The sequence below is a fragment of the Paenibacillus sp. P36 genome (assembly GCF_045866505.1).
Lineage (GTDB): Bacteria > Bacillota > Bacilli > Paenibacillales > NBRC-103111 > Paenibacillus_E > Paenibacillus_E chondroitinus.
In genome coordinates, this window is record NZ_AP038372.1 from 8,320,001 (window position 1) to 8,346,400 (window position 26,400).

Consider the following 26,400-nt stretch of genomic DNA (forward strand, 5'->3'; position numbering starts at 1 on the left):
TACTCATTGACTTGCTAGCGAGATTATTCATCTCATTTATAGTCGATTGCTCGACTGTGCTTACTCACTCGTTGTTCAGTTTTCAAAGATCAATTTCTTTCGATTATCACCACCGCTGTTTAGCGGCGACTTTTTAAATATACCACATTCGCCCGGAACATTGCAAGTCTTTTTTCGAAATAACTTTTCGCGTCATTTGAAGTTGGCTTGCTTGTCCTTATTTTTCAAGGGGCGAGATATAAAGTAACACATAAGGAGAGGGTAAGTCAAGAACATACCCCCTATTTTTTTTGAGCCTGGTAATTGCGGTTTCTTGCATATTTCGAAATTTCTTTGGGAGTCGCTAAACGAGCATACATCCTGAAGATAACTTTATATCTGGATTCTATGGCCCCTTTAATTTCTTGATCAATTCGTTTGTCGTTCAAATCAAATAACATTTCATCTAATTCTTTACGTAATACGTAATCTAACTCTCTGCATTCCCGATCATTGAACAAAAATCCGAGCATACATCCACCCAAACCCCTCTCGACTGTAGAGATTAATGGCACTAACAGTAGAGTCGAAAGAAGCGGCCAACTAAAACCCTCGTTTGCCCGCCACCCGACTGCTTTACTGTTATGCTCAGATTTTGCCATTTTTATGACAAGCTTCCTGAAAAAATTTTACAGATGAACCAACCAGTAGGTGAGCGTACTTTCAATGATTGCCGCCAGGAACAAAAGAACGACGATTGCAACACTAAGAGGTTTGGTTAGAGTTAGTACTTTCTTAAGTTCTGGAATAGCCGTTCTATTGGCAGCAGGAATAAATATTTGCGCTGCGCTTTTCCAGACCAACATGCCTATTTTAAGTCCATAAGCACAGGCAAGAAGTATAACTGGGATTTCGATGATGCCATGCGGAAGAATCCCTTTGAGCACAATAGCTAGAGTACTCTCATGCGTTTGCAGCGATAATACATACCCTAATATCATGCCGTTTGCAACCAACATGAAGAGCGGTAGCACACCCAAAGGAAGCCCAAGAAAAATAATGGCCACAGATTTGATGGCATTATTCAGGAAGATAATAAAGAAAAACCATATTTGCGGATTGTCTTTCTTACTGAGCGATTGACTTATCGACTTAATCCCTTCTAGCTGATCTTTCAAAAAGTGTGAAAATTGATCTGAGTTTGCCCAGCCCAAATAGAAACTGACGCCAAACACTAAAACAACGACGATGAAATAGTGCTTCATTTCTTTAAAATGCTGCAATAAAGGTTTAAATGTCATTTCTCTTTCCTCCAATTTCGGAAGCATAAGTACTGTGTACGAGCATACATTATTTATCAAAGAGTATACAAGCCTTACCCGTTGTAAGGCATAAGGAGGTACAGGCTGTAAATGAACTATTTTTTTGTACTAAATGCCAAGAAATTCAAGCAATATGTATTTATTGCTCTTGCCATCGTATTCGCGGCAGCTATTGTCTATTCGGAGCAAAGCAATGTGTCTGTTTTTTCTAATGCTGAGCCTTCGGCGATTTATAGTGTGCAGACAGAGAAAAAGGTTATTGCATTAACCTTCGATATTTCCTGGGGAGAAAAACGAGCTGAGCCAATTCTGAACATTCTTAAGGATAAAGGGGTAAAAGACGCAACTTTCTTTCTCTCCTCGCCTTGGAGTAAAACCCACCCTGAGATCGTAGAACAAATTAAGAAAGATGGCTTCGAAATCGGCAGTCACGGTAATAAGCATGATAATTACAGCACACTTAGCGATGAAGAAATACGCAAACAAATAACGACAGCTCATGGTATATTGACGGAATTAATCGGAAAAGAGCCCAATCTAATTCGTATGCCCAATGGGGATTTCGACAAACGTGTACTCCGAATCGCTAACGATCTAGGTTATTCCGTTATTCAATGGGATACAGATTCGCAGGACTGGCTCAACAAAGGCGTGGATACGATTATTAACCGCGTTATTACTAAGGCTCATCCAGGAGACATTGTTTTGCTGCATGCCAGTGATTCCTCCCAACAAACCCATGAGGCCTTACCCGTTATTATTGATCAATTGAGATCCAAAGGTTATGAATTCGTCACGGTCAGTGAACTAATCAAACAAACTGAAGTACAAACAACCCCTGTCGAAGACAGAACGATGAAACAACTCAATTAATTTCCACAAAAAAAGAGCTAATTGAATTAGCTCTTTTTGTTATCTAATATTTTATGTAAAATCAGAATTTGCCATGCATTACAAACCAATAGTGGAGCTAACATAAACAAGCTCGAAGCAGCATTGTCTAATTTAAGCGCAGGAACGGCTTCAAGCACGGATACGGCGCACATAAAGAATAAGGTCGGGATAAAGGCGTTTCGATTCGTCATTTTGACTTTCCAGTAAGCAACTCCCAAAGAAATTATCAGTATGATCAGTGGCAATATAGAGTAACTTAATACGGAATCATTTCCTTCAAAATTGGTCATTCTGAGATACACAAGGTCAATCAGTACGACGATGACAATCGTTAGTTGTAAAAGATCCCACACCGTCTTGGATTTAATAATCCCCGCGGCAATAAATCTGACGATCAGATAAGCGAAAAAACCCATTTGACTTAGGACGCTAATCGTCGCTCCCCCAAGCAGCATATTTACCACATTGAAGCCTACAGCCGACAACCCCATCACAGAGAATTCTTTATCGGAAAATTGTAAAATTAGCCCGATTCCTATAGAGACAATCATTCCTAATAATAGTGTTGTCCAAAATAAATGAAACCATTTGCGAAGCGTCACGTGCATTCCCTCCATCATAGACTCTAATTGTTAATTGTACCAACGATTGAGATAAAAAGCCAATGATTTGCCCTTATAATCTATCCCTAACCACGCATACTAACATTACTTAGCTAGGGAAGGGAGCTTTTTCTCATGATAATAAGAAGGTTAAGCCCAATGATGGTCCTGCCGCTCATTACTATTGCTTTACTTCTTTCTTCGTGCGGGACTGACAAATCATCGCAGGGTCAATCACAAGCGGGTACGTATAAAGAACAAAAGACCATGATTCTTGATATTCTAAAGTCAGAAGACGGTAAAAAAGCAATCAGCGCGGCTAATCGCAGCATCATGAATGGTGATGTTGGCACCACAGGCGTAGCCGGCCAGTCTCAGATCAAACTACTCTCAGCCAACGAATCTTTGCAACTACAAATGGCTGTCAAAGATGTTTTAACAGCAAAAGAAAATAACATGTTTCTCACAGATATGATGAAGGATCCAAAATTTGCAGGAGATTTCGCAAAAGCCATTCAAAAAGAGACAAAACAAATGTTTAAAGAATTGTTAAAAGATCCTGAATATCAAAAGTCACTTGTTGATGTGATGAAAAATCCTGATTACGAGAAAATGATGCTCGATGTCATGAAAACTGCAGCCTATCGCCAACAAATGATGACCGTGATGGAAGAGTCGATTCAGAGCCCTCTTTTCCGTGCACATATGGTCGATTTGCTTAAATCCGCTATTGCTCAGCAGAGCAAGCCTGATCAAATGCCTACGGCAAAAGCCGCTCAAAAGAAAGATGAAAGTGGCGGGGATAGTAAAGATAAAGGTAGTGGAGACGATAAACAAAAAGATGAAAAAAGCGACTCTGAAGATACCGAGAAGAAGAAGAAAGAATCCGGTTCATCCGATTCGCAATAGGACACGAAAAAGGGCTAACGGAGAGGTTCTCCGTCAGCCCTTTTCTATTACTTTTCTAATTTGGCGATGATATTCGCGGCCACATCCAAATAGATTTGACCTGTTTTAGAGTCTTGCTTGTACACCGACGGTGAATAATCAATTTCTGAAATATGATTATCAGGAGCTCCTAGCGGAATCTGAGCTAATAATTCACTATGTAAATCATCCGCAAGTCTAGCTCCGCCGCCTTTGCCAAAGACGTAATCCTTGCTGCCGCAATCTTTGCACTCATAGTAGGACATATTCTCTACAATTCCTAATACTTCATGGTTCGTTTGAATCGCCATTGCGCCAGCTCTAGCCGCTACGAAAGCTGCAGTTGCATGTGGCGTAGTCACGATTATTTCTTTACTTTGTGGAATTAGTTGATGCACATCAAGTGCAACATCCCCTGTGCCTGGAGGAAGATCGAGAAGGATATACTCCACATCGCCCCAGTTCACTTCGTTAAAGAAGTTCCGCAGCATCTTCCCAAGCATCGGCCCGCGCCAAATAACGGGAGCATTATCTTGAACAAAAAAGCCCATAGAAATAACTTTGACGCCGAATTTCTCTACTGGCAGGATAACATTATCAACGAGCTTAGGCTGTTCTTCAATGCCCATCATATCCGGGATGCTAAAGCCGTAAATATCCGCATCGATGATGCCTACTTTTTTTCCTTGGCGTGCCAACGCAACAGCTAGATTCACCGTCACCGTTGATTTACCTACGCCCCCTTTACCACTGGCCACAGCAATAAACTGTACCTTGGACGCTTCACCCAATATGGGCTGGTCAATAGGAGGTTGTACGGGTTTAGTGTCATTTGGCTTATCAGAAGCACTTGAGTTTGGTTTATATAGCTCTTCAATCTGATTACGCTCATAATCTGTCATCAGTCTAAATCGAATATGAACCTGACCGGATCCTAGTTGTTCTATAGCTTCACGAATAAAGTTCTTCGCCGTTTCTTTATAAGCTTCATCTTCCGTTGCAACGATCAAACTTAGCGAGACACTTTCTTCTTTTATTAAAATATCCCGAACCAAATTCAACTCGACAACACTTTGGTTATATCGAGGCTCTTGCAGAGGTTTTAAAGCTTCTAATAGCTGCTCTTTATTTATCATAGCCACTCACCTTTATTAAGAGATCGTAATTATATTAGTGGCCTTTATTATAACACATTATGATTCAGAACCCACTTTCTCACCGGCATAAAATCTAAGAACGCCCTGATAAATGGCTGCGGCGACCATTTTCTGATATTTCTCATCGGCAAGAAGTCTTGCTTCATCCGGATTAGAAAGGAACCCTACTTCTACGAGTGCACTTGGAATTTTTAATGTTTTTAACAAATACACCGTTTTGTCCGCGGGCTTGGCGACACGATCTGTATTTTCCAAATTTCTTTTTAATTCGAGTTGAATTAGCGCAGCAAGGTTGGAGTTATTGGGATTATTCGTGTAGTAGAACGTTTGTGCCCCTTTCCACTTGGGTGATGGAATACTGTTCAGATGAACGCTCAGGAACATATCGGCATTTTTCTCATTTATCATATCCGCTCGATTGTGGAGATCTTCTGTTTTTCTTTTACTGTACCCTTTGGTACCTGGGTCTGCTAGATCTGTATCCGTTTCTCTGGTCATTACTACGAGCGCCCCTGCTTGCTGTAAATAATCACGCAATTGCAAAGTAATGGCTAGATTGATATCTTTCTCAATCACACCTTCTTTGCTCGAAGCACCGCCGTCCGGACCACCATGCCCGGCATCCAGCGCGATGGTTTTACCCGATAACGGTAATGTCCAGTCTGACCATGTTTTCGTCGCCGGAAGCTCATAGGCATAGATAAAAACGACGAGCGCAACCAGTAAAGTCGAAAGTGCTAGTTTGAGGCTACTGTGAAAAGTCAGCCATACGACCAACCGCTTCTTCCTTTTACGCATAAAAAATCCACCTCTGTTCCCCATAGACTCTGTATCATCTATATGGGACAGGGTGGACAAATATACCTTGCTTACACGTGATAATCAGGGTCGCGAAGCCCTTCAATTAAAACTTGAGCAACCTCTTGACGAGTAAACTCTGGCGGCGGGCACTGTCCATCTCTAAGAAGGCCGCGTACCTTCGTACCAGAGAGGTGCATGTGGTATGACTTATCATGTGGACAAGTTTTACTAGACGCCATGTTACCGCATTTGGTGCAGAAGAAGCTGTGCTCAAAGAATAGAGGGGTGATCCCCAATTCATCTTCCGTAAAACCGCTGAAAATCTCTTGCGCCTCATACGTACCGTAATAGTCGCCTACGCCCGCGTGGTCGCGTCCAACGATAAAATGAGTGCAACCATAGTTTCTACGCACTATAGCGTGCAGAATCGCCTCACGGGGCCCTGCATAGCGCATAGCGGCCGGATAAACACCAAGATGCGTACGATTCTTTGGATAGTAGTTCTCGAGGAGAACTAGATAGCTTTTCATTCGCACATCAGCAGAAATGTCATCGGACTTTGTTTCACCAACAAGCGGGTTGAGAAATAAAGCATCCACGATCTCCATCGCAGATTTCTGGATGTATTCATGCGCACGATGGACCGGATTGCGCGTTTGGAAACCAACAACGGTTTTCCAGCCCTTTTCCGCAAAAATACGACGCGTCTCCGATGGATCATAGTAGAACTCTTCAAACTTCTTCGGCTTAGGACGATTCAGCATCTGGATCGGTCCACCGATATTAGTAGAGGATCGAGAAAAGAGCTTATCTACTCCTGGATGTGCCATATCATCGGTTTTAAAAACTTTAACAGCTTCATTCATTTGGTCGACTTTGTAGATACTAGTCGTGTCTAAAATAGCGTAATGTACGCCATCTTCTTCGCCGACAAGCGCAACCTGCTCACCAATGGAGATGGAAGCAGCTACGTCTGGAGGAATGGACAATGTAATTGGAATACTCCAAACTGTCCCATCTGTTAGACGCATAGTTTCTACAACCGTATTGTAATTTGCTTCATCAAGAAAACCGATTAGAGGGGAGAACGCACCTACTGCAATAAGATCAAGGTCAGAAATGGTCCATGAGTTTACACGAATTTGTTTCAAGGAAGCCGCGACTTTGAGAAATTCTTCTCTATGCTCTGCCGGTACCAAGCGGTTGATTAATTCGCCACCATGTGGTTTGATCCTCGTCATTGACGTAGTCCCCCCATCATCCCGCTATTCTTATTTATGCAATCCGCATTCCGTTTTCTCCGTATTCGCCCAACGGCCTGCGCGTGGATCTTCTCCTTCTGCTACTTGACGTGTGCAATGCGTGCAGCCAATGCTGGGATAGTTACGATCATGCAGCGGGTTATAAATTACATTATTCTCACGAATGTAATTCCATACATCTTCTGACGTCCAGTTAGCCAACGGATTGAATTTAATCAAACCAAATTTCACATCATATTCTACTTTTTTAGCATTTGCACGAGTTGGAGCTTGATCGCGGCGGATTCCCGTAATCCAAGCATCGTAGTTTTTTAGAATATCTGTAAGCGGATCGACCTTACGAATGTTGCAGCACTGGTTTGCATCACTTTTCCAAAGCTCGTCGCCAAATTTCTCAGCTTGTTCTTCAAGCGTAAGTTTCGGCAGTACTTGGACGAATTTCGTTCCGTAATGCTGCTCAAGACGATCCCGAGTTTCATAGGTTTCTGGAAAATGAACATTCGTATCCAAGTAGAAAATATCTACGTTCAGATTAATCTTTTGAAGCATATCAACAAGCACAACATCTTCCGCTCCAAAGCTACATGCAAGTGTTAAACTAGGGAATTTTTCAACAGCTAATCTCAAAACAGCTTCAGCGGGCTGATTTTCAAATTCTTCAGCGGCTTTAGTAACAAAGGCTTCTTTTTCGAAAAGATTCATTGGTACGTTACCTCCATTTTTAATTCCGAGTTATATTGTATGATTTACACTTAATTATAGCTGAGTTATTCTTCCTGTCAATGACTTATCATCATTTTGGTATTAACTTTACCTTATTTACACACTTATATATATTCAAAACGGTAAAAATGGCGGGTATTGAGAATACTTTTCAACGAAAAAGATAAAAACCTGCGTAAAGACAGAAAAAACCTCCCCAGCAAGCTGCCAGGAAGGTTTCTTTCGAGCGCCGAAGCGCAAGATCTTAACGTTTGGAGAATTGAGGAGCGCGACGAGCGGCTTTCAATCCATATTTTTTACGCTCTTTCATACGGGAATCACGTGTTAGGAATCCAGCTTTCTTCAAAGATCCACGGTATTCAGGATCAGCTTTCAACAAAGCGCGGGAGATACCGTGACGGATTGCTCCAGCTTGTCCGCTGATTCCACCACCATTAGCAAGAACCAAAACGTCGTATTTACCGACAGTTTCTGTCAAAGCCAAAGGTTGTTTAACGATAAGTTTCAAAGTTTCTAGACCGAAATACTCATCTAGATCACGTTTGTTGATAATGATGCGTCCTTCACCCGGTACTAGGCGCACACGCGCTACCGAATGTTTACGACGACCCGTTCCATAATATTGAACTTGTGCCACGAACCGTTCCTCCTTATATTAACCGCGAAGATTCCAAACTTCTGGTTGTTGTGCTAGATGTGGGTGTTCTGCTCCACCGTATACTTTAAGCTTTGTTTTCAAGCTGTCGCCAAGACGGTTCTTAGGAAGCATACCGTGTACGGCAAATTCGATCATACGGTCAGGTTTGCTGTTAAGCAAGTCCTGAGCGGAAGTCACTTTCAAACCACCTTGGTATAAAGAGTGACGGTAGTACATTTTGTTTTGCATTTTTTTACCAGTAAGCTTAATTTGGGAAGCATTGATAACAACTACGAAATCACCAGTATCTACGTGTGGTGTAAACTCCGGTTTGTGCTTACCGCGGATAATGCTAGCAACTTCACTTGCAAGACGGCCAAGTGTTTGGCCTGCAGCGTCAACAATGTACCATTTACGCTCTACTTCATTTGGCTTCGCCATATATGTCGTGCGCATGCTGAATCCTCCTAAAAATATATCTCAAATACATATTTATTATAGTTAACTTACATAATCGATGGATGGTTGTGGCAGCTGCGGATCAGGGGCTGTGGGATAGCCGATCACGAAACGCCAAGTTATATTTTACACGAAACCTAGTGAAGAAGCAAGAAAAGTTTCAAGTTTTTTAATACTCTACTTTCCACAACATTAACCCCATCGCTTCGGCAGTAGGCCCTGCTTCAGCCCGGTTTCTGGCCTCAAGAATGCGCTGCATATCGCTGCTAGGTCTCTTACCTTCGCCAATCTGAATTAACGTGCCTACAATGATCCTAACCATGTTATAAAGGAAGCCGTTCCCCGTCACAATGATCCGAATCCTTTCAACCTGACCCCCACCGGTTAACTCGTCGGTTTCAAGCACCATACGAGCCTCGTAGAGGGTTCTCACCTTTACTTCCTTATCCGTTCTCACCGTGCAAAACGAAGTGAAATCATGCTCTCCTAGCAAACAAGGGAGCGCCTCACTCATGGCTTCCACGTTTAAATGCGTAGGGTGATGGTATTCATAATTGCGGTGAAAGACATCAGGGAAGCGCACCGAACGAATCGTGTAACAGTAAGTCTTGCGTTTCGCGGCTTTGCGGGAGTGAAAAGATGGGGGGACCTCCTCCGCCGTATGAGCGACGATGTCCTTGGGTAGTCTAGCGTTTAGAGCTAAACACCAACGTTCCACAGGTATCTTGGAATTCGTGGTAAAATTAATAACTTGCGCTTTGGCGTGAACACCCGCGTCAGTGCGCCCCGAGGAGGCCACTTTCACTTGCTCACCAGTCAACAGATAAACAGCCTGTTCTAGCCGCTGCTGGATGGTATCCGCATTGGGTTGAATCTGAAAGCCTGAGTATGCTGTTCCATCATAGCTTATGGTAAACCGTAGATTTCTCAAGGCTTGTTCCTCCATGAGTCATCCTTCCTACCGTATAGGTCAGGTAAAAGACTGCAAAAAAAGGGCTTCACCAGAATCTATGATTCCGTCCACCCTTTCCCATCCGTCTTATGCGCGATCTACTAGCTCTAGGTATACCATTGGTGCTGCGTCACCGCGGCGTGGTCCCAGTTTAAGGATACGCGTGTATCCACCTGGACGCTCGGAGTAACGAGTAGCCAAATCGGAGAAAAGTTTTTGAATCGCATCTTGGTTTTCGTTTGCAGCCTCTCTACGAACAAAAGCAGCAACCTGACGGCGTGCATGAAGATCTCCGCGTTTCGCAAGAGTGATTAACTTCTCAGCGATGGAACGAATTTCTTTTGCTTTTGCTTCTGTAGTTTGAATGCGTTCATGTATGAACAAATCTGTAACCAGATCACGGAACAATGCTTTACGATTACTGGAATCGCGGTTCAACTTCCTGTAGTTCATTGAATTAACCTCCTTCTGACAAGACTATTCCTCGGTACGAAGACCCAAACCAAGCTCTTCGAGCTTTTCTTGAACTTCTTCAAGCGATTTGCGACCTAAGTTCCGAACTTTCATCATGTCTTCTTCTGTTTTGGTAATTAGCTCTTGTACGGTGTTAATCCCTGCACGCTTGAGGCAGTTGTAAGAACGAACAGATAGATCCAGCTCTTCGATAGTCATCTCCAGAACTTTCTCTTTCTTATCTTCTTCTTTCTCCACCATAATCTCAGCATCTTTGGCTTCGTCCGTCAAACCGACGAACAAGTTCAGATGTTCAGTTAAGATTTTGGCGCCCAAGCTTACTGCTTCTTCTGGTCTAATACTTCCATCGGTCCACACTTCGAGGGTCAACTTATCATAGTTCGTCACTTGGCCGACGCGAGTATTCTCGATACTGTAATTTACTCGGGTAATAGGCGTGTAGATCGAATCAATTGGAATCACACCAATTGGTTGCTCTTCATGCTTATTTTTATCCGATTGGACGTAACCGCGTCCTCTGCCCGCATGAATCCTCATGTGAAGACGCGCATCCGGAGATAAGGTTGCAATATGCAGATCCGGGTTAAGAATCTCCACATCGCTATCACCGCGAATATCTGCCGCAGTAATATTACCTTCTCCTTCTGCATCAATTTCAAGCACTTTCTCCTCATCGGAGTGAATTTTCAACGAAAGTCCTTTAAGATTAAGGATAATTTCCGTTACATCCTCAAGCACGCCAGGAATCGTTGAAAACTCATGCAAAACGCCATCGATTTGGACAGAGGTTACTGCAGCCCCGGGTAAAGAGGACAGTAAGATACGACGTAGTGAGTTACCTAATGTTGTACCATAGCCACGCTCCAAAGGCTCTATGATAAATCTTCCATAAGCGCCGTCTTCACTCAATGCTACAGTTTCGATTTTTGGCTTTTCGATTTCGATCATGAAATGTACCCTCCATTCAATACGTCGTTTCCCTCTGGATACTTCGCTTCAAAATTTCATAGTATGCCTATCCTTCAAACCATTATTCACGTTTTTAAGATAATTATACTACAAAGTAATCCTGAATTATACGCGACGACGTTTTGGAGGACGGCAGCCATTGTGAGGAACCGGAGTCACGTCTTTAATCAGGTTTACTTCAAGACCTGCTGCTTGCAAAGAGCGGATTGCTGCTTCGCGGCCAGCGCCTGGACCTTTAACCATAACTTCAACAGTTTTCAAGCCGTGCTCCATAGCTGCTTTAGCTGCTTTTTCAGCTGCCATTTGTGCCGCAAAAGGTGTACTTTTACGGGAACCTTTGAATCCAAGGTTTCCTGAAGATGCCCAGGAAATTGCGTTGCCATGAGGATCCGTGATCGTTACGATCGTATTGTTAAATGTTGAACGGATGTGTGCAACTCCGGACTCAATATTTTTACGGTCACGACGTTTCGTACGGACTACTTTTTTAGGTTTTGCCATTAGCTCTAACCCCCTTTATTATTTCTTCTTATTAGCTACTGTACGACGAGGACCTTTACGTGTACGAGCATTAGTTTTAGTACGTTGACCACGAACAGGAAGACCACGGCGGTGACGAAGACCACGGTAGGATCCGATTTCGATTAGACGTTTGATGTTCAGGGAAATCTCACGGCGAAGGTCGCCTTCTACTTTAAGGGTTTTGTCAATTACATCACGGATTTTGCTCACTTCATCTTCCGTCAGGTCGCGAACGCGAGTGCTGCCGTCAATACCTGTTGAAGCGATGATTTTCTGAGCAGTTGTAGTGCCGATACCGAAAATGTAAGTCAACGCGATTACTACTCGTTTGTCACGAGGTAAGTCAACTCCAGCTAAACGTGCCATCTACAGATTGCACCTCCTTTTAACCTTGTTTTTGTTTGTGCTTTGGATTTTCGCAAATTACCATAATGTTACCTTTACGGCGAATAACTTTGCATTTCTCGCAAATCGGTTTAACCGATGGTCTAACTTTCATTTCTAAGCCCTCCTTATCATCGTAAGCAACCATGTTGCGTTTTCTGTTAGAAAACTTGCTTCGTAAGCATACGCCTTGAGAGAGTAACTTACATGTAAGCCGAACATTTATTTAAAGCGGTAGGTTATACGGCCTCTCGTTAAATCATAAGGCGATAATTCTACGGTAACCTTGTCTCCAGGTAAAATGCGGATAAAGTGCATTCTGATTTTACCAGATACATGGGCTAGGATTTTATGACCATTTTCCAATTCAACCTTAAACATTGCATTCGGAAGAGGTTCAATCACTGTACCTTCTACTTCAATTACATCTTCTTTGGCCACAGTCATTCTCCTTTCTCTTGTGCTTCAACTTGCTTGAGTTCAACGAATTTGGCAATTGCGAAGCGCAACTTTCCATTAGTAACACGACCTGTTTCCCTAATGCTTGACTCCACTTCACTACTAATCGTTTCTTGTATTTGAAGATGATTCAGGTTCTTCTTCTTCGGCTGATCGAATTTCCGATGTACGCCGTCTGCAAGCCAGACAAAGCGATCATCGACAATGCCAATCACGACCGCATATTCTCCGGGGTCTCTACCGCGAAGCACCTTTACGATTTGACCCACCTTCGGCATCAACCTATCCATTCATCATCACCTACGATCTAGGCAAGGTTAATATTTCGTAACCAGAAGCCGTTATAGCAACCGTATGTTCAAAATGAGCGCATAATGTACGATCCGCGGTGACAACAGTCCAATCGTCTTCGAGTGTTTGGACGAATCTTTCGCCAACGACCACCATGGGTTCAATGGCTAGGACCATGCCTGGTTTGAGACGGGGACCTTTGTCAGGCACACCGTAATTCGGAATTTGTGGCTCTTCGTGAAGATCCGTTCCGATACCGTGACCGACATACTCTATAACCACGGAGAAGCCTGCGTCTTCAATACAAGTTTGGATTGCATGCGACAACGTGTAGAGTCTAGCATCCGGTTTAGCTTCTGCTATGCCTCGATACAGTGATTCTTCTGTTACGGCTAACAAACGTTTGGCTGTTTCAGATATCTCACCGACAGGATACGTCCAAGCAGAATCTCCATGATAACCTTTATACTGAGCGCCAATATCAATAGAGATAATATCGCCCTCAACCAGCTTTCTTGGACCAGGAATACCATGAACTAATTCTTCGTTGACTGAAGCACAAATGCTTCCAGGAAAACCGTTATAGCCTTTGAAAGATGGAATTGCTCCCTGACTGCGAATGTAATCCTCTGCGATCTGATCAAGTTCTTTCGTTGTAATGTTCGGACGAATTGCCCTTGCCAATAAGCGGTGTGTATCAGCGACGATACGACCGGCTTCTCGCATAAGGTCTAGTTCAACCTCGGACTTACAAATGATCATTACGCTAGACCTCGTAGTAGTGAACTAATTTGTTCGGTTACCGCATGAATGTCTTGTTCCCCGTTAACCTCACGCAATAATTCCCTCTTTTGGTAGTAATCCAGCAGCGGAGCGGTTTTGTTGATGTACTCATCCAAACGCGTTCCGACTTTCTCTTCCGTATCATCAGATCGTTGGTACAACTCACCTGAACACTTATCGCATACGCCATCTTGCTTTGGTGGGTTGAAGATTACATGATACGTAGCACCACAGGATTTACAAATTCTTCGGCCGGTTAGTCGTGCGAGCAAAAAGCTGCGATCAACGGAAAGATTGATTACTAATTCAATCTTCTTGCCTAAGGAATCTACAATTTCAGCCAAAGCATCTGCCTGAGCAACAGTTCTCGGGAACCCGTCAAGCAGGAAACCTTTATCGCAGTCCGGTTGAGCAAGACGCTCTCTTACAATACCGTTCGTGATTTCATCAGGAACAAGAAGCCCCTTATCCACATAACCTTTGGCTTCAACACCAAGTGGTGTTCCTTGGCTCATCGCCAAGCGAAACGCATCTCCAGTTGAGATATGAGGAATTTGAAATTCACTTACGATCTTTTCAGCTTGCGTACCTTTGCCTGCACCAGGAGGCCCCATAAAAATTACGTTCAACTTTAAATCCTCCCATCGCACTCGGCATTACGAACAGCACAATAGGTGCCGATGTCGCATAATTTGCCCCATCAGAACCTATTTGCTATTTATTGATAAACCCTTTGTAATGCCGTTTAATCAATTGGCTCTCGATTTGTTTCATCGTTTCAAGACCAACGCCTACTACGATAAGTAAAGAAGTACCACCAATCCGAACCGAACTTGGCAAACCTGCAAGACCTCCAAAAAGCATAGGGAGAATCGAGATTGCTGAGAGAAACAGAGCTCCAGAAAGAGTAATTCTAGTCATTACACGAGTCAGATAAACAGAAGTTGTTTTACCAGGTCTGATCCCCGGTATGTAGCCGCCATTTTTCTTCATCTGATCAGCCATTTGAACTGGATTAATTTGTACGAAAGTGTAGAAGTATGTGAAACCGATAATCAACAGTACATACAAAACAATCGCTAACGGAGCAGTCTGGTTAATACTCAAGTTGTTAATAATCCATTCTGCAACGACATTACCTCTCCAATAACTTGCAATGGTTGGAGGGAACATTAATAACGAAAGTGCGAAGATAACTGGGATTACACCAGCAGCATTCACTTTAAGTGGAATGTGCGTAGTTTGACCACCATACATTTTACGACCAACTACACGCTTAGCATATTGTACAGGAATCTTACGAACCCCTTGTTGTACAAAGATGACACCAGCAATAATCAGCACAACAACGATAGCAATAATGATCAGTTTTACGATATTCAGGAACAAAGCTCCTTCGGTCGCAAACAGTGACTTGTAGATTTGCTGTATGCTTGTAGGAATCGCCGCGACGATACCTGCAAAGATGATAATGGAAATACCGTTGCCAATCCCAAATTCAGTGATTTGCTCCCCGAGCCACATCAAGAAAGCTGTACCAGCAGTCAATACGATAGCAATCAAAGCAAATGTTGCGAAACCTGGATCGATAACGAGCCCGCTATATAAGCGGTTGAACCCGATTGAAAGACCGAATGCTTGCACAATACCTAGGATGATCGTACCGTAGCGAGTTACTTGCGTCATCTTCTTTCTTCCAACATCGCCTTCTTTCGCCCATTGCGCAAAGCGCGGGACTACATCCATGGACAAAAGCTGAACGATGATAGAAGCTGTGATGTAAGGCATAATTCCCATCGCGAAGATGGAGAACTGGAAGAGCGCACCGCCGGAAAACGTGTTAAGCAAACCAAAGACATCGCTCTGATTCGCTTGGTCTTGAAGTTTAAGAACATCTGTATTTATATTAGGCACCGGAATGAACGCACCTAAGCGGTAGACGATTAACAAGATGAGTGTAAAAACAATCCTTCTACGCAAATCCTCTACCTTGAAGATGTTGGCTATGGTACTGAACATTAAATCACCTCGGTTTGACCGCCGGCAGCTTGGATTTTCTCAATCGCTGATTGAGAGAACTTATTCGCTTTAACGGTTAATTTTACTGTGATTTCACCGTTTCCTAAAATCTTGATGCCGTCTTTAGGAGCTTTAACAATACCAGACTCCATCAAAACTTCTGGAGTAACTTCGGTACCAGCTGCGAAATTGTTCAAATCTTCAAGGTTCACGATTGCGTACTCCGTACGGAAACGGTTCGTGAAACCACGTTTAGGTAAACGACGGTATAATGGATTTTGTCCACCCTCGAATCCAGGACGAACGCCACCACCGGAACGTGCGTTTTGACCTTTGTGTCCGCGAGTTGATGTTTTACCCATACCACTACTTGTTCCACGTCCAACACGTTTGCGAGTTTGACGAGCGCCTGTAGCAGAACTTAGTTCATGTAACTTCATCGTTGTACACCTCCTCTAGATCTTAATATCGTGCAATTATGCTTCGATTTCTTTAACTTCTACCAAATGGCTCACTTGATTAACCATACCTCTGATTGCTGCGTTATCTTGGTGAAGAACAGTTTGGTGCAGCTTGCGCAGACCAAGAGTTTTCACAGTAACACGTTGCGTTTCAGGGCGGCCAATCAGGCTGCGTTTTAGGGTAATTTGTAGTTGTTTCGCCATGTTTACCCCTCCTAACCTAGTAACTCTTGAACAGTTTTACCACGAAGCTTTGCAACTTCTTCCGCTTTTTTCAAACGGCTTAAGCCTTCAAGCGTTGCGTTAACCATGTTCATAGAGTTCGATGAACCCAGGGATTTTGTCAAAATATCGCCGATACCAGCAAGTTCAAGTACTGCACGAACTGGTCCGCCTGCGATAACTCCTGTACCTTGGGAAGCTGGTTTAAGCAGAACGCGTCCTGCTCCAAACTTACCAGTTACAAGGTGAGGAATAGAAGTGCCTACGATTGGAACATGAATCAAGTTCTTTTTCGCATCTTCAATTCCTTTGCGGATTGCATCAGGAACTTCGGAAGCTTTACCGATTCCTGCGCCAACCCAGCCATTGCCATCGCCAACGACAACAAGTGCGCTGAAGCTGAAACGACGTCCGCCTTTTACTACTTTAGCTACGCGATTAATATTAACAACTTTTTCTGTTAGCTCTAAAGTATTAGGATCTACACGCAAGTCTTTTACCTCCTTATATATCTATTTCCTAGAATTCTAGTCCAGCTTCACGAGCTGCATCAGCCAATGCTTGCACACGTCCATGATAAAGATATCCACCGCGGTCAAATACCACTTGGTTTACACCTTTTTCTTTCGCACGTGCTGCGATCAATGCGCCAACTTTACGAGCAGCTTCTACGTTACCACCGTTACCGATATCACTTTTCAGATCTTTATCTTGAGTGGATGCTGCAGCAATTGTAACACCAGTAGTGTCATCAATCAGTTGTGCATACATGTGTTTGGAAGAACGGAAAATGTTCAAACGTGGGCGAGCAGTAGTACCTTCAATTTTCTTACGAACGCGAAGGTGTCTTTTCAAACGTGCTTTGTTTTTATCGCCTTTAGTAATCATCTATACTTACACTCCTTTCATCACTTATGATGCGAGGCTTATGCTTAGATAGCAAGCTTTCTCACGAAAGCTCTTAGCTATTACCCGCGATCTTACGATCTTATTTCTTCTTACCAGCTTTACCTTCTTTACGAAGAATACGCTCGCCTTCATACTTGATACCTTTACCTTTATACGGCTCAGGCTCACGTACTGCACGAACTTTAGCTGCCATAGCACCAACAAGTTCTTTATCAATTCCGCGAACGATAATTTTAGTGTTTGACGGAACTTCAAACTCAATACCGCCCTCTGGAGTGATTTCAACTGGGTGAGAGTACCCTACGTTAAGAACCAGTTTGTCACCGCTTTTGTTAGCACGGTAACCAACGCCTACTAGATCCAAAGATTTCGCGAAACCTTCCGTTACACCACTTACCATGTTGGCAACAACACTACGTGTTGTACCATGCAAAGCACGGTGGAGCTTATTGTCGGAAGGGCGCTCAACGGAAATCTCGTTTTCTAGAACACTTACTTTCATATCTTTATGAAGTTCACGGGACAAAGAACCTTTAGGACCTTTAACCGTGATTTGAGTATTCTCTAGTGTTACATTTACACCACTTGGAATGGTGATTGGTTTGCGACCAATACGAGACATGTTTGCACCTCCATTCAATTACAATTGTATTACCAAACGTAGCAGATAACCTCTCCGCCAGCTTTGGATTGACGAGCATCTTTATCCGTCATAACTCCTTTAGATGTGGAGATGATGGCAATCCCTAATCCGCCCAATACACGAGGGATTTCTTGTGATTTTGTGTAAACGCGTAGTCCTGGTTTGGAGATTCTCTTCAAACCGGAGATAACACGCTCATTGTTTGAACCGTATTTCAGGAACAAACGAATGATACCTTGTTTGCTATCTTCAACGTACTCAGCATCACGGATAAATCCTTCTTTTTTAAGGATTTCAGCGATTTCCCTTTTCACTTTTGATGCAGGGATTTCAACTGTCTCATGACGTACGATATTCGCATTACGAATGCGAGTTAGCATATCTGCAATTGGATCTGACATGACCATTTGTGTAAACCTCCTTCCCGAAAATAGGGTGATTACCAGCTTGCTTTTTTCACGCCTGGAATCTGACCTTTGTGTGCTAATTCGCGGAAACAAATCCGACAAATTTTGAACTTGCGAAGCACTGAATGCGGACGTCCGCAGCGCTCACAACGTGTGTATGCTTGCACTTTAAACTTCGGGGTACGTTGTTGTTTGACTTTCATCGAAGTTTTTGCCACTTAATATAACACCTCCTGATAGGTACGACCTGGAACCTATTTAACGAAAGGCGCTCCGAGTTGTGTTAAAAGCTCGCGAGCTTCCTCGTCGGACTTAGCCGTTGTTACGATAACGATATCCATACCACGAACTTTATCAACCTTATCATACTCAATTTCAGGGAAAATGAGTTGTTCTTTCAAACCAAGCGTGTAGTTCCCACGGCCATCAAAAGCCTTGTTGGAAATACCGCGGAAGTCACGTACACGTGGAAGTGATACGTTGAAAAGTTTATCCAAGAAATGATACATGCGCTCGCCGCGAAGTGTAACCTTCACACCGATTGGCATGTTCTCACGAAGTTTGAAACCCGCGATTGCTTTTTTGGATTTAGTTACAACTGGTTTTTGACCAGCGATTTTTTGAAGATCTTCTACTGCAGTATCAAGCACTTTGGAATTCGATACAGCCTCACCAACACCCATGTTGATAACGATTTTCTCGATTTTAGGAACTTGCATAACTGTTGAGTAGTTAAACTTTTGAATTAACGCTGGAGTAATTTCGTTCAAATAACGATCTTTCATTCTTACTGCCATGACTCAATTGCCTCCTTTCCATGCTTGTTTGTATTAGTCGATAACTTCGCCGGATTTTTTCGCGATACGAACTTTCGTTCCGTTATCCAATACTTTGTATCCTACGCGAGTAGGTTTGCCGCTCTTAGGATCAATCAGCATCACGTTAGAAACGTGGATTGCAGCTTCTTGATTCAAGATACCGCCTTGTGGGTTTTGTTGGGATGGTTTCGCATGTTTCTTAACCATGTTTACACCTTCAACCAGTACACGGTTTTGACGAGGATAAGCAGCGATTACACGGCCCTTCTTACCTTTGTCTTTACCAGTGATTACAAAAACCGTATCGTCTTTTTTCACGTGCAGTTTATTGTTATGAGATTCTAATCTCTTTTTAGTTCTTGGCATTAGCTTCTACACCTCCTGAGGTTTCCCGTAAGGAAAACAGACTAACTGTTCTTAGATAACTTCTGGAGCCAAGGATACGATCTTCATGAAGTCTCTGTCACGAAGTTCGCGTGCAACTGGTCCAAAGATACGTGTACCACGTGGACTTTTATCTTCTTTCACGATAACAGCCGCATTCTCATCAAATGAGATATATGATCCGTCTTTACGGCGAGCACCGCTCTTCGTACGAACGATAACTGCTTTAACAACGTCACCTTTTTTAACAACGCCACCAGGTGTTGCTTCTTTTACTGAACATACGATCAAATCACCAATGTGACCAACGCGACGACCAGTACCACCCAAAACACGGATACACATCAATTGCTTAGCACCGGAGTTGTCAGCGACAGCCAAACGAGTAAATGGTTGAATCATCGTATTCCCTCCTTTCGGGGTTCATATCTAGATTATTAGATAACAACTGCAACTTCAAGAACTTCAACAAGTCTCCAAGATTTATCTTTGGACAATGGTCTAGTTTCGGAAATTTTCACAGTGTCACCGATTTTAGCTTGATTGTTTTCATCATGAGCTTTGAATTTCTTCGTATATTTGATTCTCTTGTGGTAGAGATCATGTTTTTTGTAAGTTTCAACAGCAACAACAATGGTTTTATCCATTTTATCGCTGACAACTTTACCGATCAGAACTTTACGATCGTTACGTTCAGCCATCTAAGGAAGCCTCCCTTCTAGATTTGGTTACCCAATACCCAATTCTCTTTCACGCAAAATAGTCTTGGCACGAGCGATCTCTTTACGCAAATCACGAATTTGAGTCGGATTGTCCAATTGACCAGTAGCTAGTTGAAAACGGAGGTTAAAGAGTTCTTCTTTAAAACCATTAACTTTTTGCTCGATTTCAGCAGTGGTTAAGTTCCGGAATTCACTACCCTTCATTTGCTTCACCGCCTACTTCTTCTCTTTTCACGAACTTCGTTTTGATTGGAAGCTTGTGAGCAGCAAGACGCATCGCTTCGCGAGCGACCTCTTCACTAACACCAGCAAGTTCAAACAAAATTTTGCCCGGTTTTACTACGGAAACCCATTTCTCCACGTTACCTTTACCGCTACCCATACGAACTTCAAGCGGTTTTTGTGTAACTGGTTTAGCTGGGAAAATTTTAATCCAAACTTTACCGCCACGTTTGATATAACGTGTCATGGCAATACGAGCTGCTTCGATTTGACGGTTGGTTACCCAAGCCGGTTCAACTGCTTGCAGACCATATTCGCCAAAAGCTACTTCCGTTCCGCCTTTAGCGCGACCTTTCATGCTACCGCGGTGTTCTTTACGGTGTTTTACACGTTTAGGTACTAACATGATTTAATTTCCTCCTTCCGGCTGAGCCTTTTTCTTAGCTGTCGGAAGCACTTCTCCACGATAGATCCATACTTTTACACCAATACGTCCGTAAGTAGTGTGCGCTTCTGCAGTACCGTAGTCGATATCAGCACGAAGCGTATGAAGTGGAACAGTTCCTTCGCTATATCCTTCCGTACGAGCGATCTCAGCGCCGCCAAGACGTCCGCTAGTTGCTACTTTGATACCTTTTGCTCCGGATCTCATTGTTCTTTGCATAGCTTGTTTCATTGCACGACGGAAAGAAACACGACGCTCCAATTGAAGTGCAACTGCTTCAGCTACTAGGATAGCATCAAGGTCAGGGCTTTTGATTTCAGAAATGTTGATGTGAACTTTTTTATTGGACAAGCCAGCGATGTAGTTGCGAATAACTTCAACTTCAGCTCCGCCTTTACCAATAACCATTCCTGGTTTTGCAGTATGAATCGTTACGTTCACACGGTTAGCCGCGCGCTCGATGTCGATGTGGGAAACTGCAGAATCTTTAAGTTTATTTTTTAAGTATTCGCGGATTTTGACGTCTTCAAGCAACAGAGTTCCGAAATCTTTCTCTGCAAACCATTTGGACTCCCAATCACGAATAATACCAATTCTTAGGCCTACCGGGTTGACTTTCTGACCCACACGTTATCCCTCCTTATTTCTCAGATACCACGATTGTAATGTGGCTGGTACGTTTTTTGATCGCGCTAGCGCGGCCCATTGCACGTTGTTGGAACCTTTTCATTGTTGGTCCTTGGTTAACAAACGTCTCAGAAACCACTAGCTTATTAGGATCTAATGAGTAGTTATGCTCTGCATTGGCAATTGCGGAGTTTAGAAGTTTCTCCAGGATTGGAGAAGCTGCTTTAGGCGTATGACGCAGAATCGCGATCGCTTCACCTACCGCTTTTCCCCGAATCAAGTCAACAACTAGCTTTGCTTTACGAGGAGCAATCCGAGCGTGGTTCAATATTGCTTTAGCTTGCATGGTAGTACCTCCTCTCGGTTAAAAATTAAAATTAACGTTTACCGGTTTTCTTATCGTCATCGTGACCTTTGTAAGTACGTGTTGGAGCAAATTCACCAAGCTTATGTCCAACCATATCTTCTGTTACGTATACAGGCACGTGTTTTCTTCCATCGTACACTCCGAAAGTGTGACCAACGAATTGCGGGTAAATCGTAGAACGACGGGACCACGTTTTGATAACCAACTTTTTGCTGGATGTGTTCAAGTCTTCTACTTTTTTCAGTAAGTATCCATCGATAAATGGACCTTTCTTTAAGCTGCGACCCATGGGTGTTCCTCCCTTCCTTGAACCTCAAGAAAATTCATATATCCTAGATTACTTCGTACGACGACGTACAATGTATTTATCGGATGCTTTACCTTTTTTACGAGTTTTGAAACCAAGCGTCGGTTTACCCCATGGAGACATAGGTGATTTACGTCCGATTGGTGCGCGTCCTTCACCACCACCGTGTGGGTGATCATTCGGGTTCATTACAACCCCACGAACTTGAGGACGATTGCCTTTCCAACGATTACGTCCTGCTTTACCGATTTTCACGAGTTCGTGATCTTCGTTACCAACAGAACCTACAGTTGCGCGGCAAACTTTAAGAACTTTACGAACTTCACCAGAGGATAGGCGAATTGTTACATAAGTTTCTTCTTTACCAAGAAGTTGAGCTTCCGTACCAGCAGCGCGCACTAGTTGTGCACCTTTACCAGGCTTCAACTCGATGTTGTGGATAACTGTACCTACTGGAATGTTTTCCAAAGGAAGAGCGTTACCGATTTTGATGTCGGATTGTGGTCCGGATACGATGCGATCGTCCACTTTAAGACCTTTAGGAGCGATGATGTATCTTTTCTCACCATCAGCATAATGGATCAATGCGATGTTTGCGGAACGGTTAGGATCGTACTCAATTGTAGCAACGCGTCCTGGTATTCCATCTTTAGTACGTTTGAAATCGATAATACGGTATTTACGTTTGTGTCCGCCGCCATGGTGACGAACTGTAATTTTACCTTGGTTATTACGACCAGCATGCTTGAACAAAGGAGCAAGCAATGATTTCTCCGGTGTTGATGTTGTGATTTCTTCAAAAGTAGAAACCGACATCGCACGACGAGCTGGTGAGGTTGGTTTATATTTTTTAATTGGCACTCTGATTTCCTCCTTACTTTAAGAAATGGTTTATACCGATTCAAAGAATTCCAATTCTTTGCTTTCTGCGCTTAGGGACACGATAGCTTTCTTCCAGATGGAAGTGTAACCAGAGTGACGACCATAACGTTTTGGCTTAGCTGGCATTCTAAGTGTGTTTACATTTGTAACCTTCACTTTGAAGATTGCTTCGATGGCTTGTTTGATTTCTGTTTTGTTAGCGCGAAGATCCACTTCGAAAACATACTTTTTATTAGCCATTAGGTCGCTTGTACGCTCAGTGATGATCGGGCGCTTGATAATGTCGCGTGGATTTTTCATTGTGCAAGCACCTCCTCAACTTTCTGTACAGCTTCTTGCGTAATGATCAATTTGTCATACAACATGACATCACGAACATTTACGCCATTAGCAGCAACGAATTTCACACCTGGGATGTTACGAGCAGACAAAGCTACGTTGGAGTCGTTATCTACGCCTACAACCAATACTTTGCGATCAACTTTCAGGTTGTTCAAGATTGCTACAAATTCTTTCGTTTTGGGAGCATTCAATTGAAGTTGATCCAATACGATCAAGTTGTTATCAAGAACTTTCGAGGACAAAGCGGATTTGATCGCTAAGCGACGAACTTTTCTTGGCAATTTGAAACCATAGCTACGAGGAGTTGGTCCGAATACGGTACCGCCGCCTTTCCACTGTGGAGCGCGGATACTACCTTGACGAGCACGGCCTGTTCCTTTTTGTTTCCAAGGTTTACGACCACCGCCGCGAACTTCCGAACGACCTTTTGTTTTGTGAGTTCCTTGACGCACAGCTGCTTGTTGCAAAAGAACAGCTTCGTGAATCGCATGAACGTGAGGCTCAATTCCGAAAACAACGTCAGACAGTTCAACTTCTCCTACCTGAGCACCTGTTACATTATATAAAGCTACTTTTGGCATCTGTCTTCCTCCTTTCTTACTTTTTAACAGCAGACTTCACGCTAACGTAGCTGTTTTTAGGACCCGGAATGGAACCTTTAACTAGCAATACATTACGCTCAGCATCTACTTTAATGATTTGAAGATTTTGTAAAGTTACAGTCTCGTTACCCATGTGTCCTGGCAACTTTTTACCTTTTGGAACGCGGTTCGCTTGAATGGAACCCATCGAACCTGGTCCGCGGTGGTAACGGGAGCCGTGAGCCATAGGGCCTGTTGACTGGTTATGTCTTTTGATATTACCTTGGAAACCTTTACCTTTGGAAGTACCCGTTACATCAACGAATTCGCCCTCTGTGAACAGATCTGCTTTCAATTCTTGGCCAACTTCATAGTCACCCAATTGAATGCCGCGAATTTCTTTAACGTAGCGCTTAGGCGTTGCCCCTGCTTTTTTCGCATGGCCAAGCTCTGGTTTAATGATACGGCTAGCTTTCACATCATCAAAACCGATTTGGATTGACTCATATCCGTCGTTATCCACATCTTTCTTTTGAAGAACCACACATGGTCCCGCTTGAATGACAGTTACCGGAACTACATTACCCTCCGGAGTAAACAACTGAGTCATCCCTAGTTTTTTTCCTAAGATACCTTTCATCGTTGACACCTCTTTTCCTTCCTAAACGTTCATTCTATAGTTGTTTTACAGTTTGATCTCGATGTCTACGCCAGACGGTAAGTCCAAACGCATTAGAGCATCAACTGTTTGTGGTGTTGGATTCACAATATCGATTAGACGCTTATGCGTACGCATTTCGAATTGCTCACGCGAATCCTTGTACTTGTGTACCGCACGAAGAATCGTGATGATTTGCTTCTCTGTCGGAAGCGGAATCGGACCGGATACACCTGCACCGGAACGCTTGGCAGTTTCCACGATTTTCTCAGCTGATTGATCAATGATTCTGTGATCATAAGCTTTCAAACGGATACGAATTTTTTGCTTTGCCATATAAGTCCCTCCTTCTATCGCCCAATTTAGTATCGGACATACTCCGCGAAAATTCTCCAACAACCTTTCCCATGGCAAAGGGTCCGGGTGTGTCGGCAACCTTTCGCATCATCGCAACGTCACAGACCAACGTTTTATATTATATAAAATTCAAAAAGGAAATGCAAGCAAAACTTTAGGCATTCGCATAAAAAAACACTCATCGCCTAAACGATGAGTGTTTCTTCTATAAAAAGGAATTACTTTTGAATTGTAGCAACCGCGCCCGCACCAACAGTACGTCCGCCTTCACGAATCGCGAAACGAGTTCCTTCTTCGATAGCGATTGGGTTGATCAGTTCAACTGTAACTGTGATGTTATCACCTGGCATAACCATTTCAGTACCTTCTGGAAGGTTGATGATACCTGTTACGTCAGTTGTACGGAAGTAGAACTGTGGACGGTAACCAGTGAAGAAAGGCTTGTGACGGCCACCCTCTTCTTTAGTTAGTACGTAGATTTGAGCTGTGAAGTTCGTGTGTGGTTTAACAGAACCTGGTTTCGCAAGTACTTGTCCACGCTCGATATCTTTACGGTCAACACCACGAAGAAGGGCACCGATGTTGTCACCAGCTTGAGCGGAGTCAAGCAATTTGCGGAACATCTCTACGCCTGTTACTACGCATTTGCGAGTTTCTTCAGCGATACCAACGATTTCAACTTCTTCTTGAACTTTAACAGTTCCACGCTCAACACGGCCAGTAGCAACTGTTCCACGACCAGTGATGGAGAATACATCCTCAACAGGCATAAGGAACGGTTTGTCAGTTTGACGCTCTGGAGTTGGGATATAAGTGTCAACTTGTTCAAACAACTCAACAATTTTATCAGCCCATGCGCCATCTGGGTTTTGAAGAGCTTCACGAGCAGCTCCACGGATGATTGGAGTATCATCGCCTGGGAACTCGTATTCGTTAAGAAGGTCGCGAACTTCCATCTCAACCAATTCAAGCAACTCTTCGTCTTCAACCATGTCACATTTGTTAAGGAATACTACGATGTAAGGTACGCCTACTTGACGGGAAAGAAGGATGTGCTCACGAGTTTGCGGCATAGGGCCGTCAGCTGCGGATACAACCAAGATCGCTCCGTCCATTTGAGCAGCACCAGTGATCATGTTTTTAACATAGTCAGCATGTCCTGGGCAGTCAACGTGTGCGTAGTGACGGTTAGGAGTTTCGTACTCAACGTGAGCTGTGGAGATTGTGATACCGCGCTCGCGCTCTTCTGGTGCTTTATCGATTTGGTCGAAAGCTACTGCAGCTCCACCGTATCTTTTGGACAATACAGTTGTGATAGCAGCTGTCAAAGTTGTTTTACCATGGTCAACGTGACCGATAGTACCGATGTTAACATGCGGTTTATTACGTTCAAATTTAGCCTTTGCCATTTTAAACGATTCCTCCTTAGA

The 26,400-nt window shown here is 43.3% G+C and carries 44 protein-coding genes; 2 read left to right on the top strand and 42 right to left on the bottom strand.

Annotated features, from left to right (window positions below; all coding sequences use genetic code 11):
* Positions 1–281: 281 nt before the first annotated feature.
* Together ACKTT9_RS36420 and ACKTT9_RS36425 are read right to left on the bottom strand one after the other, a co-directional pair.
* Positions 282–512 carry a hypothetical protein gene (locus tag ACKTT9_RS36420; RefSeq protein ID WP_090826664.1) on the bottom strand — a complete coding sequence of 77 codons (231 nt, stop codon included), beginning with the start codon at positions 510–512 and terminating at the stop codon, positions 282–284.
* 156 nt (positions 513–668) lie between these two features.
* Positions 669–1,280, bottom strand: coding sequence for a stage II sporulation protein M (locus ACKTT9_RS36425; RefSeq protein WP_164819777.1), 612 nt, complete (start codon positions 1,278–1,280; stop codon positions 669–671).
* A 111-nt stretch (positions 1,281–1,391) separates the two neighbouring features.
* Between ACKTT9_RS36425 and pdaB the strand changes: the two genes are divergently transcribed.
* Positions 1,392–2,174 (top strand): polysaccharide deacetylase family sporulation protein PdaB, encoded by a 783-nt coding sequence (gene pdaB, locus ACKTT9_RS36430; RefSeq protein WP_407869829.1) that lies wholly within the window; start codon positions 1,392–1,394, stop codon positions 2,172–2,174.
* A gap of 26 nt (positions 2,175–2,200) precedes the next feature.
* On the opposite strand, the gene ACKTT9_RS36435 is transcribed toward pdaB, so the two are convergent.
* Entirely contained in the window at positions 2,201–2,797 is a 597-nt protein-coding gene (locus ACKTT9_RS36435; RefSeq protein WP_407869830.1) for a KinB-signaling pathway activation protein, read from the bottom strand.
* Positions 2,798–2,932: 135 nt separating this feature from the next.
* On the opposite strand from ACKTT9_RS36435, the gene gerD reads away from it, so the two are divergent.
* Entirely contained in the window at positions 2,933–3,706 is a 774-nt protein-coding gene (gerD, locus tag ACKTT9_RS36440) for a spore germination lipoprotein GerD (protein WP_407869831.1), read from the top strand.
* A 47-nt stretch (positions 3,707–3,753) separates the two neighbouring features.
* Here the strand turns inward: gerD and ACKTT9_RS36445 are convergent, their stop codons facing one another.
* From ACKTT9_RS36445 to tuf, 39 genes are all read right to left on the bottom strand, one after another.
* Positions 3,754–4,860, bottom strand: a complete 1,107-nt coding sequence (locus ACKTT9_RS36445) for a P-loop NTPase (RefSeq protein ID WP_407869832.1) — start codon at positions 4,858–4,860, stop codon at positions 3,754–3,756.
* Between the two features lie 57 nt (positions 4,861–4,917).
* Positions 4,918–5,679 carry an N-acetylmuramoyl-L-alanine amidase CwlD gene (gene cwlD / locus ACKTT9_RS36450; RefSeq protein WP_157326741.1) on the bottom strand — a complete coding sequence of 254 codons (762 nt, stop codon included), beginning with the start codon at positions 5,677–5,679 and terminating at the stop codon, positions 4,918–4,920.
* A gap of 71 nt (positions 5,680–5,750) precedes the next feature.
* The gene (sat, locus tag ACKTT9_RS36455) at positions 5,751–6,923 is read right to left on the bottom strand and encodes a sulfate adenylyltransferase (protein WP_407869833.1); all 1,173 of its coding nucleotides are present in this window, start codon (positions 6,921–6,923) and stop codon (positions 5,751–5,753) included.
* Between the two features lie 30 nt (positions 6,924–6,953).
* Entirely contained in the window at positions 6,954–7,646 is a 693-nt protein-coding gene (locus ACKTT9_RS36460; RefSeq protein WP_407869834.1) for a phosphoadenylyl-sulfate reductase, read from the bottom strand.
* A gap of 265 nt (positions 7,647–7,911) precedes the next feature.
* A complete protein-coding gene (gene rpsI / locus ACKTT9_RS36465) occupies positions 7,912–8,304 on the bottom strand; it encodes a 30S ribosomal protein S9 (protein ID WP_090826682.1) in 393 nt (130 codons plus the stop codon).
* An 18-nt stretch (positions 8,305–8,322) separates the two neighbouring features.
* Positions 8,323–8,760, bottom strand: a complete 438-nt coding sequence (rplM, locus tag ACKTT9_RS36470; RefSeq protein ID WP_127457525.1) for a 50S ribosomal protein L13 — start codon at positions 8,758–8,760, stop codon at positions 8,323–8,325.
* A gap of 172 nt (positions 8,761–8,932) precedes the next feature.
* Positions 8,933–9,694, bottom strand: coding sequence for a tRNA pseudouridine(38-40) synthase TruA (gene truA, locus ACKTT9_RS36475; protein ID WP_407869835.1), 762 nt, complete (start codon positions 9,692–9,694; stop codon positions 8,933–8,935).
* Positions 9,695–9,802: 108 nt separating this feature from the next.
* A complete protein-coding gene (gene rplQ / locus ACKTT9_RS36480) occupies positions 9,803–10,168 on the bottom strand; it encodes a 50S ribosomal protein L17 (RefSeq protein ID WP_057304263.1) in 366 nt (121 codons plus the stop codon).
* A 24-nt stretch (positions 10,169–10,192) separates the two neighbouring features.
* Positions 10,193–11,137, bottom strand: coding sequence for a DNA-directed RNA polymerase subunit alpha (locus ACKTT9_RS36485; protein WP_029196443.1), 945 nt, complete (start codon positions 11,135–11,137; stop codon positions 10,193–10,195).
* Positions 11,138–11,263: 126 nt separating this feature from the next.
* Entirely contained in the window at positions 11,264–11,659 is a 396-nt protein-coding gene (gene rpsK, locus ACKTT9_RS36490; RefSeq protein WP_028557470.1) for a 30S ribosomal protein S11, read from the bottom strand.
* Between the two features lie 18 nt (positions 11,660–11,677).
* Positions 11,678–12,046, bottom strand: coding sequence for a 30S ribosomal protein S13 (rpsM, locus tag ACKTT9_RS36495; RefSeq protein ID WP_145669519.1), 369 nt, complete (start codon positions 12,044–12,046; stop codon positions 11,678–11,680).
* 19 nt (positions 12,047–12,065) lie between these two features.
* A complete protein-coding gene (rpmJ, locus tag ACKTT9_RS36500) occupies positions 12,066–12,179 on the bottom strand; it encodes a 50S ribosomal protein L36 (protein ID WP_029196444.1) in 114 nt (37 codons plus the stop codon).
* A 107-nt stretch (positions 12,180–12,286) separates the two neighbouring features.
* The gene (gene infA, locus ACKTT9_RS36505; protein WP_009676800.1) at positions 12,287–12,505 is read right to left on the bottom strand and encodes a translation initiation factor IF-1; all 219 of its coding nucleotides are present in this window, start codon (positions 12,503–12,505) and stop codon (positions 12,287–12,289) included.
* Positions 12,506–12,507: 2 nt separating this feature from the next.
* Positions 12,508–12,813, bottom strand: coding sequence for a KOW domain-containing RNA-binding protein (locus tag ACKTT9_RS36510; protein WP_157326744.1), 306 nt, complete (start codon positions 12,811–12,813; stop codon positions 12,508–12,510).
* 10 nt (positions 12,814–12,823) lie between these two features.
* Positions 12,824–13,576 (bottom strand): type I methionyl aminopeptidase, encoded by a 753-nt coding sequence (gene map, locus ACKTT9_RS36515; RefSeq protein WP_157326745.1) that lies wholly within the window; start codon positions 13,574–13,576, stop codon positions 12,824–12,826.
* On the bottom strand, positions 13,576–14,226 hold the full coding sequence (locus ACKTT9_RS36520; protein ID WP_127457530.1) for an adenylate kinase: 651 nt from the start codon (positions 14,224–14,226) through the stop codon (positions 13,576–13,578). The genes map and ACKTT9_RS36520 overlap by 1 nt, the downstream gene beginning before the upstream one ends.
* A gap of 85 nt (positions 14,227–14,311) precedes the next feature.
* Positions 14,312–15,616: a preprotein translocase subunit SecY gene (secY, locus tag ACKTT9_RS36525; RefSeq protein WP_157326746.1), complete on the bottom strand. Its 1,305-nt coding sequence runs from the start codon at positions 15,614–15,616 to the stop codon at positions 14,312–14,314.
* Positions 15,616–16,056 carry a 50S ribosomal protein L15 gene (gene rplO / locus ACKTT9_RS36530; RefSeq protein ID WP_127457532.1) on the bottom strand — a complete coding sequence of 147 codons (441 nt, stop codon included), beginning with the start codon at positions 16,054–16,056 and terminating at the stop codon, positions 15,616–15,618. The genes secY and rplO overlap by 1 nt, the downstream gene beginning before the upstream one ends.
* Positions 16,057–16,092: 36 nt before the next feature.
* The gene (gene rpmD / locus ACKTT9_RS36535; RefSeq protein ID WP_079417994.1) at positions 16,093–16,281 is read right to left on the bottom strand and encodes a 50S ribosomal protein L30; all 189 of its coding nucleotides are present in this window, start codon (positions 16,279–16,281) and stop codon (positions 16,093–16,095) included.
* 11 nt (positions 16,282–16,292) lie between these two features.
* Entirely contained in the window at positions 16,293–16,790 is a 498-nt protein-coding gene (gene rpsE / locus ACKTT9_RS36540) for a 30S ribosomal protein S5 (protein WP_029196451.1), read from the bottom strand.
* Between the two features lie 28 nt (positions 16,791–16,818).
* Entirely contained in the window at positions 16,819–17,187 is a 369-nt protein-coding gene (gene rplR, locus ACKTT9_RS36545; protein ID WP_157326747.1) for a 50S ribosomal protein L18, read from the bottom strand.
* Between the two features lie 100 nt (positions 17,188–17,287).
* Positions 17,288–17,830, bottom strand: coding sequence for a 50S ribosomal protein L6 (gene rplF / locus ACKTT9_RS36550; RefSeq protein ID WP_315955990.1), 543 nt, complete (start codon positions 17,828–17,830; stop codon positions 17,288–17,290).
* Between the two features lie 29 nt (positions 17,831–17,859).
* On the bottom strand, positions 17,860–18,258 hold the full coding sequence (gene rpsH, locus ACKTT9_RS36555) for a 30S ribosomal protein S8 (protein ID WP_029196454.1): 399 nt from the start codon (positions 18,256–18,258) through the stop codon (positions 17,860–17,862).
* 32 nt (positions 18,259–18,290) lie between these two features.
* Positions 18,291–18,476, bottom strand: coding sequence for a type Z 30S ribosomal protein S14 (locus ACKTT9_RS36560; protein WP_029196455.1), 186 nt, complete (start codon positions 18,474–18,476; stop codon positions 18,291–18,293).
* Between the two features lie 36 nt (positions 18,477–18,512).
* Positions 18,513–19,055, bottom strand: coding sequence for a 50S ribosomal protein L5 (rplE, locus tag ACKTT9_RS36565; protein ID WP_157326749.1), 543 nt, complete (start codon positions 19,053–19,055; stop codon positions 18,513–18,515).
* Between the two features lie 33 nt (positions 19,056–19,088).
* Positions 19,089–19,442, bottom strand: a complete 354-nt coding sequence (gene rplX / locus ACKTT9_RS36570) for a 50S ribosomal protein L24 (RefSeq protein WP_209856245.1) — start codon at positions 19,440–19,442, stop codon at positions 19,089–19,091.
* A gap of 51 nt (positions 19,443–19,493) precedes the next feature.
* Positions 19,494–19,862, bottom strand: a complete 369-nt coding sequence (gene rplN, locus ACKTT9_RS36575) for a 50S ribosomal protein L14 (RefSeq protein WP_028557485.1) — start codon at positions 19,860–19,862, stop codon at positions 19,494–19,496.
* 35 nt (positions 19,863–19,897) lie between these two features.
* Positions 19,898–20,161 carry a 30S ribosomal protein S17 gene (rpsQ, locus tag ACKTT9_RS36580; RefSeq protein WP_157326750.1) on the bottom strand — a complete coding sequence of 88 codons (264 nt, stop codon included), beginning with the start codon at positions 20,159–20,161 and terminating at the stop codon, positions 19,898–19,900.
* A 27-nt stretch (positions 20,162–20,188) separates the two neighbouring features.
* Entirely contained in the window at positions 20,189–20,386 is a 198-nt protein-coding gene (rpmC, locus tag ACKTT9_RS36585; RefSeq protein WP_028557487.1) for a 50S ribosomal protein L29, read from the bottom strand.
* Entirely contained in the window at positions 20,376–20,810 is a 435-nt protein-coding gene (gene rplP, locus ACKTT9_RS36590) for a 50S ribosomal protein L16 (protein ID WP_157326751.1), read from the bottom strand. The genes rpmC and rplP overlap by 11 nt, the downstream gene beginning before the upstream one ends.
* Before the next feature lie 3 nt (positions 20,811–20,813).
* Entirely contained in the window at positions 20,814–21,476 is a 663-nt protein-coding gene (gene rpsC, locus ACKTT9_RS36595) for a 30S ribosomal protein S3 (RefSeq protein ID WP_167067701.1), read from the bottom strand.
* Between the two features lie 13 nt (positions 21,477–21,489).
* On the bottom strand, positions 21,490–21,822 hold the full coding sequence (gene rplV, locus ACKTT9_RS36600) for a 50S ribosomal protein L22 (protein ID WP_028557490.1): 333 nt from the start codon (positions 21,820–21,822) through the stop codon (positions 21,490–21,492).
* Positions 21,823–21,853: 31 nt separating this feature from the next.
* Positions 21,854–22,132 (bottom strand): 30S ribosomal protein S19, encoded by a 279-nt coding sequence (gene rpsS, locus ACKTT9_RS36605; RefSeq protein ID WP_029196461.1) that lies wholly within the window; start codon positions 22,130–22,132, stop codon positions 21,854–21,856.
* 48 nt (positions 22,133–22,180) lie between these two features.
* Positions 22,181–23,011, bottom strand: coding sequence for a 50S ribosomal protein L2 (gene rplB / locus ACKTT9_RS36610; RefSeq protein WP_315955991.1), 831 nt, complete (start codon positions 23,009–23,011; stop codon positions 22,181–22,183).
* Between the two features lie 30 nt (positions 23,012–23,041).
* Complete coding sequence (rplW, locus tag ACKTT9_RS36615; protein WP_127457540.1) at positions 23,042–23,332, bottom strand: 50S ribosomal protein L23; 291 nt, start codon at positions 23,330–23,332, stop codon at positions 23,042–23,044.
* Positions 23,329–23,955, bottom strand: a complete 627-nt coding sequence (gene rplD / locus ACKTT9_RS36620) for a 50S ribosomal protein L4 (protein WP_127457541.1) — start codon at positions 23,953–23,955, stop codon at positions 23,329–23,331. The genes rplW and rplD overlap by 4 nt, the downstream gene beginning before the upstream one ends.
* Before the next feature lie 16 nt (positions 23,956–23,971).
* Positions 23,972–24,595 (bottom strand): 50S ribosomal protein L3, encoded by a 624-nt coding sequence (gene rplC, locus ACKTT9_RS36625; protein WP_029196463.1) that lies wholly within the window; start codon positions 24,593–24,595, stop codon positions 23,972–23,974.
* 45 nt (positions 24,596–24,640) lie between these two features.
* Positions 24,641–24,949, bottom strand: a complete 309-nt coding sequence (rpsJ, locus tag ACKTT9_RS36630; RefSeq protein ID WP_028557496.1) for a 30S ribosomal protein S10 — start codon at positions 24,947–24,949, stop codon at positions 24,641–24,643.
* A gap of 239 nt (positions 24,950–25,188) precedes the next feature.
* Positions 25,189–26,379 carry an elongation factor Tu gene (gene tuf, locus ACKTT9_RS36635; RefSeq protein ID WP_145669490.1) on the bottom strand — a complete coding sequence of 397 codons (1,191 nt, stop codon included), beginning with the start codon at positions 26,377–26,379 and terminating at the stop codon, positions 25,189–25,191.
* Positions 26,380–26,400 lie beyond the last annotated feature (21 nt).